General features: G+C 51.0%; 13 protein-coding genes. 10 read left to right on the forward strand and 3 right to left on the reverse strand.

Annotated elements, in window-relative coordinates; translation table 11 throughout:
- Positions 1 to 161: 161 nt before the first annotated feature.
- Both BM258_RS22915 and BM258_RS22920 read right to left on the reverse strand, forming a co-directional pair.
- Positions 162 to 8,534, reverse strand: a complete 8,373-nt coding sequence (locus tag BM258_RS22915) for a glycoside hydrolase family 94 protein (protein WP_244544816.1) — start codon at positions 8,532 to 8,534, stop codon at positions 162 to 164.
- Between the two features lie 388 nt (positions 8,535 to 8,922).
- Positions 8,923 to 9,657, reverse strand: coding sequence for a Crp/Fnr family transcriptional regulator (locus BM258_RS22920; RefSeq protein WP_090075572.1), 735 nt, complete (start codon positions 9,655 to 9,657; stop codon positions 8,923 to 8,925).
- A gap of 224 nt (positions 9,658 to 9,881) precedes the next feature.
- On the opposite strand from BM258_RS22920, the gene BM258_RS24655 reads away from it, so the two are divergent.
- The 10 genes from BM258_RS24655 (at position 9,882) to BM258_RS22980 (ending at position 19,353) form a co-directional block, all read left to right on the forward strand.
- Entirely contained in the window at positions 9,882 to 10,034 is a 153-nt protein-coding gene (locus BM258_RS24655) for a hypothetical protein (protein WP_210186863.1), read from the forward strand.
- A gap of 83 nt (positions 10,035 to 10,117) precedes the next feature.
- Positions 10,118 to 10,372 carry a hypothetical protein gene (locus BM258_RS22930; RefSeq protein WP_090075574.1) on the forward strand — a complete coding sequence of 85 codons (255 nt, stop codon included), beginning with the start codon at positions 10,118 to 10,120 and terminating at the stop codon, positions 10,370 to 10,372.
- A 412-nt stretch (positions 10,373 to 10,784) separates the two neighbouring features.
- Entirely contained in the window at positions 10,785 to 11,051 is a 267-nt protein-coding gene (locus tag BM258_RS25145; protein ID WP_090075576.1) for a DUF1488 family protein, read from the forward strand.
- A gap of 175 nt (positions 11,052 to 11,226) precedes the next feature.
- Entirely contained in the window at positions 11,227 to 11,577 is a 351-nt protein-coding gene (locus BM258_RS22945) for a hypothetical protein (RefSeq protein WP_090075577.1), read from the forward strand.
- Positions 11,578 to 11,827: 250 nt separating this feature from the next.
- Positions 11,828 to 12,673 (forward strand): transglutaminase-like domain-containing protein, encoded by an 846-nt coding sequence (locus BM258_RS22950; RefSeq protein WP_090075578.1) that lies wholly within the window; start codon positions 11,828 to 11,830, stop codon positions 12,671 to 12,673.
- 224 nt (positions 12,674 to 12,897) lie between these two features.
- Positions 12,898 to 14,055 (forward strand): FtsH protease activity modulator HflK, encoded by a 1,158-nt coding sequence (gene hflK / locus BM258_RS22955; RefSeq protein WP_210186864.1) that lies wholly within the window; start codon positions 12,898 to 12,900, stop codon positions 14,053 to 14,055.
- Positions 14,052 to 15,068 (forward strand): protease modulator HflC, encoded by a 1,017-nt coding sequence (gene hflC, locus BM258_RS22960; protein ID WP_090075580.1) that lies wholly within the window; start codon positions 14,052 to 14,054, stop codon positions 15,066 to 15,068. The genes hflK and hflC overlap by 4 nt, the downstream gene beginning before the upstream one ends.
- Positions 15,069 to 15,229: 161 nt before the next feature.
- Positions 15,230 to 17,089: an SLC13 family permease gene (locus tag BM258_RS22965; protein ID WP_139229361.1), complete on the forward strand. Its 1,860-nt coding sequence runs from the start codon at positions 15,230 to 15,232 to the stop codon at positions 17,087 to 17,089.
- Between the two features lie 240 nt (positions 17,090 to 17,329).
- Entirely contained in the window at positions 17,330 to 17,872 is a 543-nt protein-coding gene (locus BM258_RS24335; RefSeq protein ID WP_139229362.1) for a hypothetical protein, read from the forward strand.
- Positions 17,872 to 19,353: a recombinase family protein gene (locus tag BM258_RS22980; RefSeq protein WP_090075584.1), complete on the forward strand. Its 1,482-nt coding sequence runs from the start codon at positions 17,872 to 17,874 to the stop codon at positions 19,351 to 19,353. Before BM258_RS24335 ends, BM258_RS22980 begins: the two co-directional genes overlap by 1 nt.
- Here BM258_RS22980 and BM258_RS22985 read toward each other — a convergent pair.
- On the reverse strand, positions 19,270 to 19,513 hold a 244-nt coding region (locus BM258_RS22985), incomplete at its 5' end, for an integrase core domain-containing protein (RefSeq protein ID WP_139229363.1). The two genes, BM258_RS22980 and BM258_RS22985, sit on opposite strands and share 84 nt — an antisense overlap.

Genomic DNA, 19,513 nt, shown 5'->3' on the forward strand with positions numbered 1-19,513 from the left:
GTCTCATAAACTTAGAAGCAAAGATTGCGTGATTTATTTGAACAAATATTTGGTTTCCCTGCCCAAAGTTGGTTTCGACGGTACCTTTTAATAATTGTCTTAAGAGCAGAACGAGAAAACACTAGAAAGTAGTGAGCATACTATTTCTTTGAGAAATCTGCTTACCCCCCCTTTTGCCTTTGCAAATCGAATTGCAAGCGATGATTTTCTCCATCCAGTCGCAAGCTTACGCTGTTGTGAAACGCCGGATACGGTTTGCCATCTAGAGTAGCGGTCGATCTGCCCTCTCTCTCTACATAAGTCTGCGAAACGGCAATGTCATAGTCGGTCTCATCAACTCTTACACGCAACTCAAAGCCCCGCCAGTTTCTCGGAATGCAGGGAGCGATAGTCAGTGTTTTTCCTTCGCGTCTCAAGCCAAGAATACCAGAGATGCCTGCCTGATACATCCAGCCGGCCGATCCAGTGTACCAGGTCCATCCTCCTCGTCCGACATGGGGTGCGACAGAATAGACATCTGCAGCAATCACATAGGGTTCCACCTTGTATCGCTCTGTTGCCTCTGGTGTTAGCGCATGATTGATGGGATTTACCAAAGCCAAAAGTGAGTGGGACTTTTCGCCCTCATCCAGCTGTGCAAAAGCAAGGATCGCCCACATCGCCGCATGGGTATATTGGCCGCCATTCTCTCGTAACCCCGGCGGGTAGCCCTTGATGTAACCAGGATCGCTGGCAGATTGATCGAAAGGCGGCGTGAACAGCAGCGCCAACCCCTCGTCCCTGAGAACAAGATGTTGTTCAAGGGAATGCATGGCCACTCGCGCACGATCCCCATCTGCCGCTCCAGATAAGACAGCCCATGATTGGGCGATGGAATCGATTTTACATTCTTCACTAGCAGCAGATCCCAGCCAAACACCGCTATCAAAGGTTGCTCGGCGATACCACTCCCCATCCCACGCAATATTTTCAAGAGCCGTTAGCAAGGAGGTTGCATGCGAGGTCCAGAGTTTGGCCCGTTCTGGATCTCGTTGTTGGGCAATCGGAACGAAAAGATAAATGCTCCGCAAAAGCAGCCAACTGAGCCAGACGCTTGTTCCCTTACCTGCTTCACCAACACGGTTCATGCCGTCATTCCAGTCGCCAGTGCCGATCAGCGGCAACCCGTTTTCTCCCGTCAAAGCCAGACACAAATCCAGCGCACGGGCGCAATGCTCAAACAGGCTTCCTGTTTCGTCGGAAATTTCCGGTACGAAGAAGGCGTCATGGGTCCCTGCTGCCAACAGAGGACCATCCAGAAACGGCACTTCTTCATCGAGAATGGCCTCATCCCCGGTTTGGACAATGTAGGTTGCCGTGGCAAAGGCCAGCCACACCCGGTCATCGGAAATATGCGTTCGGACCCCTTGCCCCGAATGGGGGAGCCACCAATGCTGAACATCGCCTTCCACGAACTGCCGCCCAGCAGCAAGGAGAAGGTGCTTTCGTGTTTCCTCCGGTTGAGAGAAGGTCAGTGCGATGTGGTCCTGCATCTGGTCTCGGAACCCATAGGCTCCACTTGCCTGATAAAATCCCGAGCGCGCCCAGATGCGGCAGACCTGCGTCTGATAGAGGAGCCAACCATTGAGCATGATGTCCATGGCTCGATCGGGGGTTTTAACCTGCACCGCTCCCAGACTATCCTTCCAATACCGTTGAACCTCATTAAGACAGGCATCGATATCACTAGCGCGGTATCGCGTGATAATTTCACGAGCGTTCTCCCTGGTGCGGCTTTGCCCAAAAAGGGAGACAAAATCGTGGCTTTCGCCCGGTTTCAGCACGACGGAGATGCGCTGTGCTGCGCACGGATCAAGGCAGGCCCCCATGGCACCAGAAAGTGCGTTTTTTCTTCTCATGGCTTCCGGATGGGCAAGGCTGCTGTTTCGTCCGATAAAGCCGGTTCGGTCGGCCGTCCATTCCTGCTGAAGACCGTTAAAATCGGCAAATGCAACCCTGTCGGGGAAGGCTGTATTCCACGGTTTGGTTGCAAACAGAGCGCCGGTTTCTTCATCTCGCTCGTTTAGAATGAAAGGCTCGGACTTGGCTCGGGATGAGCCCAGAACCCAGTCGTTATAGAGGGTGACGGACAAGTGCCGCCTTCGGTTGGACCTGTTGGTCAATGTTAACTTGGAAATCCTGATCGGATCTGACAGAGGAACGAATTGCACCAGATTGGAATGGATCCCTCCGGCGGCATGCTCGAACCTGCTGTAGCCGAACCCGTGGCGCGTTATGTAGGTGCCTTTGTCACGAATGGGCTGAGCCGTTGGACACCAAACCGCACCATTCTCCTCATCGCGGATATAAACTGCCTCACCCGCAGGATCAGCCACAGGATCATTGGACCATGGCGTTAACTGGTTCTCGCGGCTATTCTCTGCCCAGCAATATCCACTACCAGTCTCCGATACCTGGAAGCCGAAATGTGGATTGGCAATCACATTGATCCATGGTGCAGGCGTTTTGTCGCCATCCTTCAGGGTGATGACATACTCTGTACCGTCTTTGTCAAAGCCTCCAATGCCGTTGAAAAACTCCAGATCTGTTGGCTGCGGTAAGAGGTCTTGCTCAGAGATCGTCACAGGAGTAAGAGATGCATTGTCAAAGTTTGTCGTTGATGACGATTGGTCCGATTGGAAAATGCGGCCCAATTGCTCCGAGAGAGACCCGTGATTGGCTACAAGCGACGCGCGCGCGACAGAAATCAGGAGGGATTTCGCTTCCAAACTGATCTGGTCTGAGCGTAGAAGCAAGACAGATCCTTGTTCATTTTCATTGCGGATCTGAGACGATCTCATCGCAGTTTGTATTGCGGACTGCAAGTCCTGAATATAGCTGGTTGAAAGATCGTTCAATATGATGAGATCAATATGAAGCCCTTTCATACGCCAATAGGCATAAGCACGCAGTAGCTGTCTCACCAATGGCATACCATCCAGATCCGATATTCGTAAAAGGACAATGGGAAGGTCTCCGGAAATTGACAAAGGCCACAGAGCTGATTGGCGACCTGCCCCGCTGGCGACCACTGAAGCAGACGCACGAAATCGGGAATCGGAATAGAGAAGTGCCGAGGCCAAACTCTGGAAATCTGCCGCTTCACTTGAAGATACGTTCAGGTGACGCAATTGCACCTGCGCCTGTGTCCAGGACAGGGTTTTTGCACGATCATAGGAATTGTGATCATGATGCTTATCAAGCAAATTCATCAACTCGGAACGAGACGCCGCCACCAGCGTCCAAAATGTGATGTACAGTGTTTCGCCGGGGGCGATGCTGACCCGATGCCTTAAGGAAAAGATCGGATCGAGAACAGTGCCAGTCGTATTGGATAGCGAAGCCTTGTCGTTTAAAGCCTTCGCGTTGGCAAGCGAGCGATTACGCCCCAAAAACTTCAGCCTGTCCGTTTCGTATTGTGGCTCTTGCGCTATTTCCCCTTCTACAATAGCGAAATGACAGACCCAGATTTCCGGCTCATCTGGTGAACGACGGCGGCGATTTGCCAAAAGACCGCCAAATTCGGGCAGATATTCCGTTTCAACAAACATCTTGGAAAAGACCGGATGAGCGGCATCCGATACCGGGGAAGCAAGAACCAGCTCGCTATAGGACGTGACTTCAATATGACGCGCTCGTAGCCCCGCATTGGAGAGCGTTATCCGTCGCACTTCACCATCATCTTCACCCGAAACCAGCACATCCATTCGGCAGGAGAGCAATCCGTTGCGGCAGGAATACTCTCCATAATCCTCGGCAAAGACCGCTTGCTGTTGTTTCAGGTCTCGTTTGGCCAAATGACCGGCAGGAGACCAAACAGAACCGGAATCGACATCTTTGAGGAAGATGAAAGAACCGAAATTTTCATGGGTAGAATCCTCACCCCAGCGCGTGATGGCAATCTCACCCCACCGGCTGTAACCGGCGCCTCGCGCTGTCAACATCACGCTATAGCTGCCATTTGAGAGCAAATGAGTAATTGGTGCCCCAATCAGTGGAGACTTGAAGCGCCGGATTGTGGGCTCGTTGAATATGGCTTCTTCGGTTGAGGCTTTCACTTCTTCGGCGCCGGGATGGACCAACGACACATAACGCGGTCTGCGTTCTTGCAGCAAAAGCTCGCTGGCCATGATGAGTGGATCACTGTGAAAACGGGATCGCATGAGCCCATCATGCATAACGTTGGCGATGGCAACAATGGTCATGCCCTGATGATGGGCCATCACGTTGCGGACGATTGCCACTTTCTGCCCGTCGGGCAATCGGGATTGCGTGAAATCCAGGGCCTCATAAAATCCGTAAGGTCCGCATCCTCCCATATCAGCTATCCGATCATAGTTGATCGAGGCATTGCGGGCGTCGAACATCGCGGCCAACCCCGTCGCATAGGGTGCAATCACACGGTTCTCGGAAAGCCCGCGCTTCAATCCCAAACCGGGAACCCCAAAATTGGAATATTGATAGGTGAACTCGATATCCCGGGCGTTAAACGCAGATTCAGAGATGCCCCAAGGCAGGTTCAGCTTTCTGCCATAGCCTTGCTGAAGCGCCACAATGCGGCGATTGGTGTCATTGAGAAGGCTGTCAGCAGGGGCCTGCATCACCAAGGAAGGCATCAGATATTCAAACATGGACCCTGACCAGGAAACGAGGGCAGACCCGTTCTTGACTGGTGTCAGTTGTCGACCAAGTCTGAACCAGTGGCGTGTTGGAATATCCCCTTTTGCTATGGCTACAAAGCTCGCCAGATTGGCTTCGGAGGCGAGAAGATCATAGCAATTCTCATCAAGCTTGTTCTCGGCCGGTGCATAACCGATGGAGAGCAGCTTCCGCTTTTGGACAAAGAGGAATGTGAAATCCATAGCCAACGCCATGGCTCTCGCTTCATCAGCCAGAGCGTCCAAGCGGAGGCTCAAATGATCCCGTACCTCTGGCGAGGCGGAATGATCCCTTTCAAACTCGCGGATTCTGTTTGCAAGGGCTGTGGTCCAATAGACCAAGTCTGGCATACGGTCTTTTTCCGGGATGACGGAAAGCTCATTTGCCAGGACGACCGATTTTCTGGCAATGCGGCCCAATCTTGGCGCGATTACCTCTAGGTCCTGATCCCCATTCAGTCCGGACTTGAGTTCTTCATAGAGCAGGCCAAGGCGTTGGGTGCTGGCAGACTTGACCATGACGGCCTCAAAGGCCTCAAGCGCCAGCATGAGCGTGTCGTTCATCCCCATACGCACGGCGACTATGGGTAAGTCGGCTTTCCATTCAGTACATGCTTTTGACAGAGCGATCAGGTGACCAGCAAGGTTGCCGCTATCCACCGTGGAGACATAAGCCGGTTCGAGAACCTTCAAGTTGGTTGTGTCATACCAATTGAAGAAATGACCACGGAATTGCTCCATGCGACGCAGGGTTTCAAAGCAGGATTCCAGCCGTTCGACCGTCTCGCTTTTTCCTGCCCATCCGAAATCATAGGCCGCACCAGCGGATAGAAGATAAAGCCCGATATTGGTCGGAGATGTCCTGTGTGCGATGACTGGCTTGGGGTCTTCCTGAAAATTGTCAGGTGGAAGCATATTGTCAGAGGGAGTAACGAATCTTTCAAAATAGCGCCAGGTGCGGCGTGCAATCGCGCGCAGGCGCTCTTTCTCACTCGGCGTTAATTCGGTGCTCTTTGCCTTGTCAGATGTGCGGCTGATCTGAAAGGCAACGAGAGGAGAGATAAGCCAAAGACAGGCAAAGAGTCCTGTGATCGGCAATGACTGCAGGGATAAAAGGGCCACGCCCGCGATCATGACAAGGCCCAACACTGTTCCGCCGATCATTAGTCGGTAGAACCCCGAAAGCTTCAGTTCACACGCAAGCTCTGCCTGAGCCGCCGTAACCCACTGCAGCATGTTGCTGTGTGTCACATAGAGCCTCGTGACTGACTTTATAATGGCCCGTCCCATGATCGCGGCCTGATGAGGCAGGAAGACGAGTGACAACAAGGTCTTGATTGCCGCTGCATTGAATTCGGCCCCCAGCATCTGGAAATGGCTACTGATGCGTATCCCCATATTCTTGGGAATAACGGCAAAGAAGCAAGAAACAAATTCGGGAATAGCCACGGCACAGAGAACGAAACACGTCCCCAACAGCGCCGACGTAAAGGGCAACATCCAAACGAGCCCGAGGCAGGCTAACAAGGTGGGGGCAACAAGGGACCGCCGCAAATTGTCGAGAATTTTTGCAAAGCCGATCAGATCGACCGATTTTATGTGGCTGTGCCATGCCAATATCCATGGGAGCAATTGCCAATCGCCTCGGGCCCAGCGGTCTTGGCGTTTGCATGCCACGTCGTAGCGAGAGGGAAAATCATCGATGACTTCAATGTCTGAAACCAGACCAGAACGAACGAATATCCCTTCGAGCAGATCGTGGCTGAGAACCGTATTCTCCGGAATGCGATTGGCCAGAGCCGCCTCAAAGGCATCAACGTCATAAATGCCCTTGCCAGTATAAGAGCCCTCACCAAATAGATCCTGGTAGACATCGGAAATGGCCGAAGAGTAAGGGTCTATGCCTCCGGGCGCAGAAAAGACCCGGTGAAAAAGCGTGTTCTTCCCCTTGGCTGTCAGCGTAGGGGTTACGCGTGGCTGAAGAATACCGTAGCCGTGAATAATGCGTTGTGTCTTTTTATCGAAAATCGGACGATTGAGGGGGTGAGCCATTTTGCCGATTAGCTTGCGGGCGGCATCCCTTGGCAATCGGGTGTCGGCATCCATCGTGATTACATAGCGAACCTGGTCCGGCACCCATGGAATTGTGCCATCCAGAGCGTTGAAAGTGGTGTCCTTTGCCCCTCGCAGCAATTGGTTGAGCTCTTGCAGCTTTCCGCGCTTGCGCTCCCAGCCCATCCATTTGCCCTCAGAAGCATTAAACTGTCGATCTCGAACAAGAAGAAGAAAACGCTTGCCTGCTACACCTGCTCCATAACGTTTATTCAATTGCTCGATTGCCGTTTCGCCATCTGCGATCATAGCATCTTCTTCAGCGAGGAACTTCTGGTCTGCATCCATACGATCGAGCAGCAATGCAAATGTGAGATCGTCTTCCGGGCCGGACAGATAATGGATTTCGAGGTGTTCGATCTGCCTGAGGAGCTCTTCCGAATTGCTCAGCATGGTCGGGACGACCACCATGGTTCGCGAGTCTATGGAGACGCCGTGATCAAACTCCATGCTGGGCAGGATCACCGCGCCAAAGCTCCAGGTCACGAACCGGTTTACGAATGCTGTCGAAACCTCCGTTGCGGGAATGAAGCCGGCCAAACAAAGCAGAATCCCGACTGGGATACTTGAGATATTCAAAGCCCAAATGCATGCCCATAGCATCATGAGGGCAAGACAGGAGATAAGACCGACATAGCCGCCAACGCCCAACCGTTGGCTAAAGCGCAGTATCGACAGGCGCATGGGGGGCTTGAAGTCTATTTTGGTTTCTAGCAGCGGTCGCCCATTTGAAAGCAGATAGTAACCGGGATCTGAGAGGCGGCTGTCTTGCGAATCTGCACCGCCCGCGCTTGAAACCAGCGCCATGACCTGCCTCGTCACCTCGATTTCCGATATTGGCGATCTACGTGCCAGAACCTCAATCGCGTCGCGATACATGTCTCGCGTCGCGAAGTCCATCAGAGCAAAAGTTTTGCTTTTGCGCAGCTCGGCATCAACCAGATTCACGCTTTCAAACGCTTCCGACCACTCAATACCGGAAATCAGGCGCATACTGGTTATTATGTTGCGGACGGTCAGGTTGGAGGCACCAAGATTTTGCTGAGAGCGCAAGACAACTTCATCAATAGAGCAGCCTTCGCTGGATAGCCTCTCTTCAAGCCAGGCCAATATGGGTATGTCATCGGTATCATGTTCACGTAGACGCTTGGCCAGCTGCGCTGCGAACCGTTCGGGCAAAGGGGCTGATGAAATCTCGGCCAGAGCGACATCAGAAGCAATTTTCTTCATCAGCACCTGATCGACGAGGGTGTCGGCCGCAATGCGGCTGTTTCGTCCGGCGACGATCTGATCTGCCAGACGTCGAAGATTTTCAATCAACACAATACGGAGCGTAATCGGAAGCGCCCAAAGTTCGCCCATGGTAAGCGGATGGATTGTTTGATAGGCGCGAATAAATCTTAGAAATATCTCGGGATCAAAATGACTGTCTGTATGAGCAACAAAGGCCCAGGCTATGCCGAAAACGCGAGGATAGCCAGCCAAGGGTCCATCAATCAATTTGGGCAGCTGCTGGTAATAGCTTGGAGGGAGGCTGCTTTTAATGGCGCGTATCTGCTCATCTACCAGATAATAGTTGTCGAGAAGCCATTCCGCAGCGGGAACCAAATTTTGGTGGTTTTCCAGCTCTTCAGCGTTGGAAAGATAAGCGGCATGAATCGCATTGGCATTCTCTTTGAGGCGCTTTTGCAGCGTGGGCACTCTTGGAGGGTTTGGCGAAACCACTTGTGCGACTGCGAGCGTTTTCGCATGAAGCTCTAGGCGCTCGGCGCTGAATAGCTCTTCCCTGATCGGAGAGGTATCCCTCCAAAGCCTGAAGGCTCGTCCATTTAAATTAGCAAGAAATGACAGAGGTATCATTGTAACCCTTTCGCACTGTGCCACTGGTGTGACAAAGCAATGCAGAAACCTATGGCAGTAGGCAGTCATTTCGTTTTTGAAAACTAGAGGACAACAGTATCGATCAGCTTCTTTCCATACGAACGCACAGCGTGAAGACCGGATCGCTTGCCAAAGGTTATCTATTCAAGCTATCAGCCTTTTAAAATTCGGCACTGATCAAGGTTAATGCTGCTAAGCAAGCCCAAGCATGGAAACGAGTAGTCTGGTTGGTCTATGTCAGCAGAGGGCCAGCCTGATCGAGGTAAGATGAGTCAAAATCAGCAAATGCGACCAAGCGATCATAATTGTCAAAGACTACCTGTCCATCGCGAAAAGTCGCCATTCCGACTTCTCGTAACTGTCTCAAGACTCGATTGACATGCACTGCACTCAGGCCCAGCGCGTCGGCAAGAAGGGGCTGAGTGAGCGGGCAGGTAAAGCCGGTTTTGCTGCCAGCTCCGATGAGAGAAAGGCGGGCACCTAGCTCAAGAAGAAAATGGGCCATGCGCTCTGCAGGATTACGACGTCCAATATTGACCAGATGCTCGACCACCATGGCCTCATCCCTGGACAATGCCCAGAGCAAAGCCATGGCAAGCCGTGGGTGTTGAGCAAAGGTATCGAGTAGGCGAGGTATCAAGATTTCACACACTTCAACTTCTGTTATGGGCTCGATGTTGTGATCAGAAGTGTGAAACAAAACACTTCTTACACCCAAAAAATCACCTGGTATCTGGAAGTCAACGATTTGTCGGGTTCCGTCAGCCTGAATTTTGTAGGAGCACACCCAGCCACTCATCAAAATGAAGGCGGCCTGATTTGTCTCGCCCTGTTGCACCAGATCCTGCCCAACTCGAATTTCTCGGCTCTGTTTGAGAAGTTGCCCAAGAATCTCGAGTTCATGTTCTGACAGCCCGATGCAAGCGCTTAGTTTCAGTGCGATTGGCGTGTTCAAAATAGTCTTCATAGAATCACCACGCTTTTGAACCTTCGGAAGAAACAACTCAAGATGCTGATCTTGATCAGTCCATCATATCCGAATGTTTGGGAAGATAGGATGAATAAATAGTCGCCAATTCTTTGCTCATACTCTGAGGGAATGACCACATGCGAGAGATACAACTCATTGAGGGGATTGCTGCGCTCTCAATTTGCGAGTCGCTTCTTTTGGCGTTGAATGATCAAAAGATCATGACGGAAGCCCAGATCCTTGGGGTTTTGGAAGATGCGGCAGCTGCACATGAGAATGCTATTAAAGACGCTTCTGCCCCCGAAACACATCAACAGATTTTTGAATTGATCAACAAAATCATTGCCGGGGGCAATTCAGTTCGCCACCGCTAGCTAGCGGCAAAGTAAGTAAACAAACTTTTTGATTCCATGCTGTGGAATGCTCTCAAGCAACCTTACCGCCTGATGAGGACAAAATGAACAGTCGTTTTACTACATCCATTATTCATTTCGATCATGAATTCCAATTTCCCGGATCTGACAAGACTTATCCTCCCGGCGACTACACGCTCGTTCGGGAAGACGAGGCAATTGAAGGAATCTCATGGATAGCGTATCGGTGCAAATCGATTTGCATCGATGTTCCGTCTATCGGCACGACCAAAGGGCAAACAGAACGGCATACCGTTGATCAGGACGAATTGACTGCCATGATTGACTGGGGTGGGTGATTTATTTGCGGTCCTTGCAGCTAATAATGAGGAATTAAGTCCGAGCTGTCTGACGCTCCAACAGGGTTACAGAAAATAAGGAGAGATTGATGCATAGCATATTAGATAAAAACCGTTTGAGACCCACTCAGACGGCACTGTCTCTTTGGGAGGACGAAGGAGGTGCGATCGGGAAAATGAGCAATATGGACATATGTGCTCGGCACTCTGGGGCCGAGGGATCACGGGACAAAGACAGTGCCATTTCCAAGCCTCCCTCAGAAATAGACAAGGATATGGAAACGAAGAATAGCACGACGTGTACGGCTGCCCAGATGATGGACAGATCGGAAGAAGGATCGCCAAAAGAAACCTCAGACCAGCCTCTTACAACCCCCAATGAAGAGAGAGGCTTTTTCAGCCGCAGCTCATCATGGGCTTAGTCTTTCCAAACCAGACCTGCAACGTTGACGAGGATACAGGGATCATACGATTTTCCGGATATGATGGTCTCATGGAAATCCGCTTTTCCATGACGTTTGAAACACTTGATCATCTTATGAAGGCCCATGACGAAGAGAGACAACCCCATAGGCAAGCCTTTGAAAATCTGAGATCTCGCATTCAGAATGCCGCGATGCGCGCTTATAGCAGGACCAGGAAATCTTTCTACAGATTAGGACTAGATTCGAACTTCTAGACCCGTGTTCAGCTCTTTCGCATTGAAGCTCGATAGGAGGCGAGGTCGCGGCTGGCAAGGGAGCTTGCCAAGCTAAAAATAGTCTAGAGAGGTTAACCTTGATCAGTACCTGTTTTGCAAAGGCGAAGTAACCTGCTCATAGAAAAGCGGTGCTTTGACCGCAGGAGAACCTGACATGAAAACCCCTGAATGGCTAAAACCTGGATTATATGGAGCAGTGATTGGCGCGGTATGCGTTGGTGTTATAGGATTTGCGTGGGGCGGCTGGATGACATCCTCTGGCTCCAACAAAATGGCGATGTCCATGGCTCATGACGATGTGATCGCAGCCCTTGTTCCGGTCTGTGTCGATCAGTCCAACAAAGACCTGAATCGTCAGGCGACCCTCACCAAAATCACGGACGCATCGAGTTACAAGCGACGTGACATTGTTATGGAAAGTGGCTGGGCGACTGTTCCGGGAGCAGAAAAGCCGGACCGTGATTTGGCTCAAGCCTGCCTCATTGCACTTAAGCTCGACAAATAGTCGTTTCAGACACTGGCTGTCTTTCATCTTAACCCGGGATGACCCCATATACTCGGCTCTGCAATCCATTCTGAAGACATCCGGATCGCAAAAGTCGTCTGATGCTTTGCTTGCAGGCGTCATCGCTTTTTCAATTTTGCCTTAAAAAGCATCTACCTCAAAGCCCAAAGGAGTTAGATCCGAAATCTCGCGCTTTTAGGCCGTTTCCTTGAGAAACGAGCCGAAGAGACAAATGCCTTGGAGGCACTATATGCGCATCAATCTTGGCAGCCGGCTTCATTTCAGCTTTCCGCAAGACACACCAATGGTTGCTGTTCTGAACGTCCATTATTCACATTTTGGCGACTTGGAACGTCCTGATTTTATGGTTTCCTCACCAAGTGTACCCTTGGAAAGCTATCGTGATGGCTTCGGAAACTGGTGTACCAGATTGATTGCTCCGGCCGGAGACTTCGAACTGACAACAGACGGCATATTCCGTGATAAAGGCGAACCCGATCCAGAGGCACCTGATGCAGTGCAATTCGAGGTTCAGCATTTGCCCGCCGATACGCTCGTCTATCTATTGGGGAGCCGATATTGCGAAACAGATCTTCTGTCTGAAAAAGCGTGGCAACTCTTTGAGACAACAGCGCCCGGCTGGGCTCGTGTTCAGGCCATATGTGACTTTGTTCACGGCCATGTCTCTTTCGGATATGAACATGCACGGGCGACGCGTACAGCGTCTGAAACAATGACGGAACGCAAGGGTGTCTGTCGCGACTTTACTCATCTTGCCATCACACTTTGCCGCTGCCTCAACATACCTGCACGGTATTGTACCGGCTATCTCAGTGACATTGGAGAGCAAGGCCCCTATCCCCCCGGTGATTTTGCCGCATGGATGGAAGTCTATCTCTCTGGCCACTGGTGGATTTTTGATCCGCGCAACAATACCCGGCGCATCGGACGCATTCTGGTCGCGCGCGGACGCGACGCAGCAGACGTTCCTCTGACACAGACATTTGGCAAGAACACCCTGATGAATTTCAGTGTCTGGGCCAATAAAATCCAAGAAAAACAGAGCGTGAAAATTCTCACTAAAGGCCGAAGTTGAAGACCAATCGAGATGAGTTCCAAAATAATTTTACAAACAAAAGGATGAATATGATGTCTTTCAAAGATCTGACAACCCGGGCCGCAGAGGCTGAAAAGACTAAAAAAACAGATGCGATAAAAAAGGGCTCTAAGATCACGCCAATCAATATCGCGCCTCAAAAAGCCGTCCAGAAGCAGCAAAAGCCCAAAGGCTGAGCGCTCACCTTGAAGTGATGCACACAGATGACGAGCGCATCACTTCAAAGGCAAAAACTTCTCTGGCCAATGCCATTGTTCATAGATGTTCCGTATAACGACTATCAAGGAAAGCGCATGCCAGATCAAAGCAACGGATCCAACAGTGAAGGGCCATGGAGCCCCAAGAACCGTTCCAACCCAAACAACTTAAACACTTTTTTCGGACAGGGACGCTCACCATTTGGAGACATATTCCCCAATGGACCGCCCCCCTTGCGCACGGTGATTATCGCTGGCGCCGTGATTCTGGCAGCACTGTTTGCATGGTCTTCATACTTCACCGTTCCTAGCGACTCGATTGCCGTCGTGCAACGGTTTGGAAAATATTCTTCCGAAGTCCCTTCTGGTCTCCATTTCAAGCTCCCCTTCGGTGTCGACGAAGCAACGATCGTCCCGATCAAGCGGCAGTTGAAACAGGAATTTGGCTTCACCACACCGGGCGCCAACGACGCCTACCAAACCCCGACGGACGGCCGCTTGGAAACAGAAATGGTCACCGGAGATTTGAACGCTGCTCTGGTTGAATGGGTTCTGCAATACCGAATTTCGGATCCGGTCAAGTTTTTGTTTGAGGTGCGCGAGCCCCGGGCAACACTACGCTATGTTTCTGAATCCGTAATGCGTGAGGTTGTCGGAGATCGCACGGTCGATGAAGTTATCACCATCGGAAGACAAGAAATCGAAAGTGAAGCCCTTTTGAAGATGCAGGCACTCTCTTCAAAATATGCAATGGGAATCAGCATCGATCAGGTTCAGCTCAAGAATATCAATCCACCCGGACCGGTTCAGTCTTCTTTCAACGAGGTAAACCAGGCTCAACAGGAAAAAGAGCGGCTCATAAACGAGGCACGCCGCGAGTACAACAAAGTTATTCCACTCGCTGAAGGCGAGAAGGATCAGCGGATCCGCGAAGCTGATGGATATCGGCTGAAACGCGTCAATGAAGCCGAGGGAGATGCTGCCCGGTTCACCGCGCTCTATTCCGAATACAAGAAGGCTTCCGAGGTTACCCGCCGTCGGATTTACATCGAAACTATGCAGTCTGTTCTTCCGGGCATCAAGTCCAAGATCGTAGTCGATCAGACGACAGGCAGCATTTTGCCGCTCCTCAATCTCGGCGGACAAAAAGGAAGCCAGCCATGAAAATCACATCCGCAATTCTAGGACTGGTCGCCATCGCTTTGGTCTATGCTATCAGTGGTTCGCTATACACCGTCAGCGAAGTGGAACAGGCCATTGTTACCCAGTTTGGAAAGCCCGTGGGTAAGCCGATTGTCACTGCCGGATTGAAGATCAAAATCCCTTTCATTCAAGAAGTACATCCGATCGACCGGCGGGTTCTTGAATGGGATGGAAGTCCCTCCGATATGCCGACCAAGGACAAGCTCTATATCTCGGTCGATCTCTTTGCACGCTGGCGGATTGTAGAACCTCTTCAGTATTTTCTACGCTTGCGAGATGAGCGCAGTGCCCAGTCTCGCCTTGACGACATTCTCGGTAGTGAGACCCGCAATGCGGTTGCCAAGCATGAGTTAATCGAGATCATTCGAACGACCAAGGATCGGACCCCCTTACGTGACACGCTTCTAACGGACGAAGAACGAGCGCAGGATATTGGCGCACTGGTGCCAATCAGCAAAGGCAGAGCCCTTGTAGAAAGACAGATATTTGAGGCTGCGGCAGAGAAAGTTCGTGTCTTCGGTATTGAGCTTCTCGATATCCGCTTCAAGCGCATCAATTATAACGAAAGCGTGCGGCCGAAAATCTATGATCGTATGATCTCTGAGCGGCGCCAGATCGCTGAACGCTTCCTGTCCGAAGGAAACGGCGAAGCGGCACGAATTCGAGGAAATCGCGTAAGAGATCTGAACAAGATTCAGTCTGAGGCCTATCGAGCGGTTGAGGAGATCAGAGGTGTGGCAGATGCAACGGCCGCTAATATCTATGCGAAGGCATATAATACCGACCTCCAGACCGTTGAATTCTATGAATTTACCCGGACGCTGCAGGCCTACAAAGACATTATTTCCGGAGAAACAACTCTCGTTCTTTCAACAGACAGTGACCTATTCAAGTTCATCAGAACAATGAAAGCGGCTACTCCTTCGGAGACAGCCCCCGATGGGGTTTTGGGAACAAAGAGGCAAGATCAATAGCGACGAGAGCTTCAGTTCAACAGTCATTTGCCTGTCAGATGTGGCATCTCCGTTCTTGAAGACAATGTCCAGAGTTGCAAGGCATCCAACTTGGATCAGCAGAAAAAGGTTCGGTTTGTATCTCTTCAAATGAGCGGACTGCTATCGGCTCGGAGGGCCTCGTGTATCCAGAAATGTCTAGTCTTGCAGCGGGAAGCTTCCACATTTGGATGACATATGCGTTGGTGATTGTCGCGATCCTTGGGTTTGCGATTGATCGCATTAAAGTTGAAATAACGGCTCTCGTCCTTTTGGTTGCCTTGTTGCTGCTGTTTGAACTCATTCCGTTGAGAAGTCCTGACGGAAAAATCCTTCTGGATACCAAAGACCTATTGGCGGGATTTGCAAACCCCGCCCTGATTGCCGTTCTGGCGTTGCTTGTTCTTGGCAATGGTTTGTGGAGAGCCGGGGCGTTGGACTGGGTAATTAAACAGTTGTTCCAAAGAACGGGTAAAAGCTACAAGGGCGCCATTTTCATTTGTTTTGTCGCTGTTTTCATAGCCAGTCCTTTCGTCAATAACACGCCGGTCGTCGTGATCTTCATTCCGATTCTTGAAACAATCGTTCAGCGGTTTTCTAAATCACCGAGCAGCGTCATGATGTCATTGTCTTTCATCGCCATTCTCGCGGGCATGACGACATTGGTTGGGTCTTCCACCAACCTGCTTGTGTCCGGAACCATGGTGGAACTGGGACAAAAGCCACTTGAATTCTTCGGGTTCTTTGTTCCGGGCCTTGTTCTTGCCAGTGTTGGCCTCATGTATCTCTGGGTTGCCACCCCCTATTTGCTTCCAAGGAGATCTTCGCCCGCCCAACGTTTCATGTCAGGTAATCATCGAAGATTCATCACACAGTTTACAGTCGGAAATGAAACAAAGCTGATCGGAGCACGGATCTGCTTCAATCTCTTGAGCATTCGAGGGGCACGCCTCATTCTTGTGCTAAGAGGAGAGCAGCGCCTCGTCCCGCCTTATCAAGACCTCGAAATCCACGAAGGCGACACCCTTATCGTAATGGGAACTCACGATGCTTTAGCTGAAGCCCAAACAAAATTCCCAAAGCTGATTTTTGCAACATCGGGCAAGAGGGGTCATACTTCGAGTAGAGAAGAAAAGGCTTTGCTTGCAAACGATCAAGTTGTCGTCGAGATCATGGTCGCGCCAGGCTCACAACTCGTTGGTCAGTCGATTGAAGAGGCAAACTTTCGCTCCCGCTATGGCTGTCTTGTCCTCGGGGTTGAGCAGCATTCTCGAATAACCCGCATTCTGACAGGACGAACTCTTCTGGAAGGTGATGTCCTGGTAGTACAAGGTGACCGTGAAGTTGTGGAACGCATGCGAAAACACTCCGGAGTTGTCGTTCTGGATGGGACGGCACGTCCCCTGCCGGGAGCTCAAGCGGCAAAGATGGCGGGAGCAATTTTTGTCGGCGTCGTCCTTCTCAGCGTGTCCGGTCTCCTACCAATCGCAGCAGCTGCAGTCTTCGGTGTTATGCTCATGCTCCTGACCGGAGTGCTGACACTCGAACAAGCCGTGAACTCTCTAGATCGGCAGATTTACTTGATGGTGGGAGCCTCATTGGCTCTTGGCTTGGCCATGCTAAAAAGCGGCGCAGCCGCTTATCTTGCTGATGGTGTTATCGGATTGATTGGAAATGCCGGGCCTGCCGTTATCCTTTCGATGTTGTTTCTCCTGATAGCTATTCTCACGAATGTGCTATCCAACAACGCGACAGCAATCTTGTTCACACCAGTATCCATAGAGTTGGCAACTGGACTAGATGCAGATCCAATGCCATTCGCATTGGCCGTTTTGTTTGGAGCAAACTGTTCATTCGCAACGCCCATAGGCTACCAGACTAATCTACTTGTTATGGGGCCGGGATATTATCGTTTTAGCGATTTTGCGCGTGTGGGATTGCCACTAATTGTCATTTTATGGGCAACCTTCAGTATATTCATGCCATGGTACTATGGATTTTAAACTATCGCAGTCAGGATGAGCATTCACTCCATCCGATTTTAATGACATTCAACATTCTGCAGTGAGCCCCAAGTTTGGACCGCCGGGAATTATATTTTTCCGGCTTTCATCACAGTGACGGGCTGGTTACGCCACCGGGATTATGCAGAGCAATCGGAACGTTGTATCCGATTGCTGAATGAGGCCGATCCTCATTGTACAACCGGGTTTAACAAAACCCATAAGACCAGACAACGGCGCGTGCTTTATGAATATCATGCCTGGTCCGGGCAAGAAGTCCTGATCGAAAAGATCGTAAACAAGGCGGGTATTCAAATTGCTCGATGTCACCAGGTCGGTGATACGTCCAATATCGCACTCGAGATTCCCCTTTGGATGTTTGATCGGCAGACTTGTTTGTCGGTTCAAGTATGCCATTACCCACGTGTCGATGTGTCTGGTTTATCAGCGCTACATTTTCTTCTTGCCCAGATTGCCAAGGCCAGTGAACTCGATTTGTCTTCGAGTGCCCATGGTTTGAGCGCAGACTTTATGTCTGGTGATCAGAATCAGGGAGGTGATAATGCGTCGATTTCAACCAAGCCCCGAGCAACAGTTAAATCTATTCAGTCCATTGGAGGGACCGTACCACCCTCAGACGCCGCACTGGCAAACGCTGCCGCAGGAGACGCGCATCAAAATAACCAGATTAATGGCGCGAATGATGATGGAACACGGAGCCAATCACGCGTCAAAAGCAAGCATTGGCCAGGACATTCCACTCTTGGAGAAGGAGAGCGGTAATGTCTGAGAAGATTGAGCATCATCATCTGGAACGCAAAGCAATCGTTTATGTACGCCAGTCCTCAGTTCACCAGGTTCTACACAATAGAGAAAGCAGCACGCTTCAATATGCAATGCGAGACCGTGTCAGCCAATTGGGCTGGTCGCATATAGAAGTGATTGATGACGACCTTGGCCGTTCCGCCTCAGGCAGCGCGGAACGGGCTGGCTTTGATCGCATGGTTGCGGAAGTATGCCTTGGCAAAGTTGGAGCCGTTGCTGCTCGTGAAGTGTCCCGGTTTGCTCGTAATAGCCGGGACTGGCAACAATTGATCGAGATGTGTCGCGTTGTTGATACCGTATTGGTTGATCAGGAGACCATCTATGCGCCTCGTCAAAGCAATGATCGCCTACTGCTTGGCTTAAAAGGATCGCTCAACGAATATGAGCTTGATCTTCTGCGACAACGGTCACTGGCTGCTCGCTATGCAAAAGCAAAACGGGGAGAATTAATTGTCTCTGCACCCGTTGGGTTTGTGAAGGCTGGAGATCGCCTAGAGAAAGATCCCGACAGAAGGGTCCAAGAGGCCATCAAATTGGTGTTCGACAAAGTCTTGGAACTGGGCAGCGCTCGACAAGCATTGCTCTGGTTCCTCGAACATGGACTTGAGTTGCCAGCCAAGCAGCAAGATGGCCAGACTATTTGGCGCAGACCTTATTACCAAACAATCCACCGCATGATTACAAATCCTGCCTACGGTGGAGCATATGCCTATGGTAAAACAAAAGCTGTGGCAGGCTATAATGGCTTCGGCATGCAGATGAAGCATGAACATCGACCGCGCGATGAATGGCTCGCGCTCATGCCCGGCACTCATGAGGGATATGTTACCTGGGAGCAGGCAGAGGCAATACGTAAAATGGTGAGTGAGAACGTGCCATCAAGCAAACATCATGGTGCCGCCAAGCATGGCAATGCCGTGCTGGCAGGCATAGTACGTTGCCGGCGCTGCGGTCGTAAACTATCTGCTCGCTATTCCGGCACCAAGCACAACATTCCGCGTTATTCCTGTTGTCGCGGACAGCTCGACAATGGTGACCCCAAATGCATTGCTTTCGGCGGCCTGCGTGTTGACGATGCAATCGAGCAAACTTTGTTACAGGTTGTCGAACCTGGGGCACTCGAAGCTGCGTTGAAAGCCCGAATGGAAGCCAAAGAGAGGCGGGATCAAGTTCGTGAAGCCTTGTGTCGGGATCTGGAGGCCGCACACTATGAAGTCGATAGAGCCTTTCGGCAATATAACGCCATAGATCCAGAGAACCGACTGGTCGCTGGTGAGCTGGAAAAGAGATGGAAATACATGGTCCTGCTATTTCGACCAAATTTTAGCCTGAATAAGGTGGATCTGATTATCTGTTCAGGCAGCCAGTTTTGTTGTTCCATTCATCGTGTTGTAGGCCTCATTCGGGGTCAGAATGCCATGGGAAGAATGGGGGCGTAGTTCGTTATAGTAGGAGATCCATTTTCCAATGCCAGCCCTTGCTTCTGATCCCGTCTCAAATGCATTGAGATAGATGCACTCGTATTTGATAGATCGCCAGAGCCGTTCGATCATCCGGTTATCGACCCAGCGCCCACGTCCGTCCATGGAGACCTTCACT

It is taken from the genome of Cohaesibacter marisflavi, from assembly GCF_900115225.1.
Taxonomy (GTDB): domain Bacteria; phylum Pseudomonadota; class Alphaproteobacteria; order Rhizobiales; family Cohaesibacteraceae; genus Cohaesibacter; species Cohaesibacter marisflavi.

Bases quoted from the DNA above. Each gene is read 5' to 3' on its own strand.
- BM258_RS22920 (WP_090075572.1), bottom strand. From the start codon at position 9,657: ATGAAGACTATTTTGAACACGCCAATCGCACTGAAACTAAGCGCTTGC.
- BM258_RS24655 (WP_210186863.1), top strand. From the start codon at position 9,882: ATGACGGAAGCCCAGATCCTTGGGGTTTTGGAAGATGCGGCAGCTGCA.
- BM258_RS22930 (WP_090075574.1), top strand. From the start codon at position 10,118: ATGAACAGTCGTTTTACTACATCCATTATTCATTTCGATCATGAATTC.
- BM258_RS25145 (WP_090075576.1), top strand. From the start codon at position 10,785: ATGGGCTTAGTCTTTCCAAACCAGACCTGCAACGTTGACGAGGATACA.
- BM258_RS22945 (WP_090075577.1), top strand. From the start codon at position 11,227: ATGAAAACCCCTGAATGGCTAAAACCTGGATTATATGGAGCAGTGATT.
- BM258_RS22950 (WP_090075578.1), top strand. From the start codon at position 11,828: ATGCGCATCAATCTTGGCAGCCGGCTTCATTTCAGCTTTCCGCAAGAC.
- hflK (WP_210186864.1), top strand. From the start codon at position 12,898: ATGACGAGCGCATCACTTCAAAGGCAAAAACTTCTCTGGCCAATGCCA.
- hflC (WP_090075580.1), top strand. From the start codon at position 14,052: ATGAAAATCACATCCGCAATTCTAGGACTGGTCGCCATCGCTTTGGTC.
- BM258_RS22980 (WP_090075584.1), top strand. From the start codon at position 17,872: ATGTCTGAGAAGATTGAGCATCATCATCTGGAACGCAAAGCAATCGTT.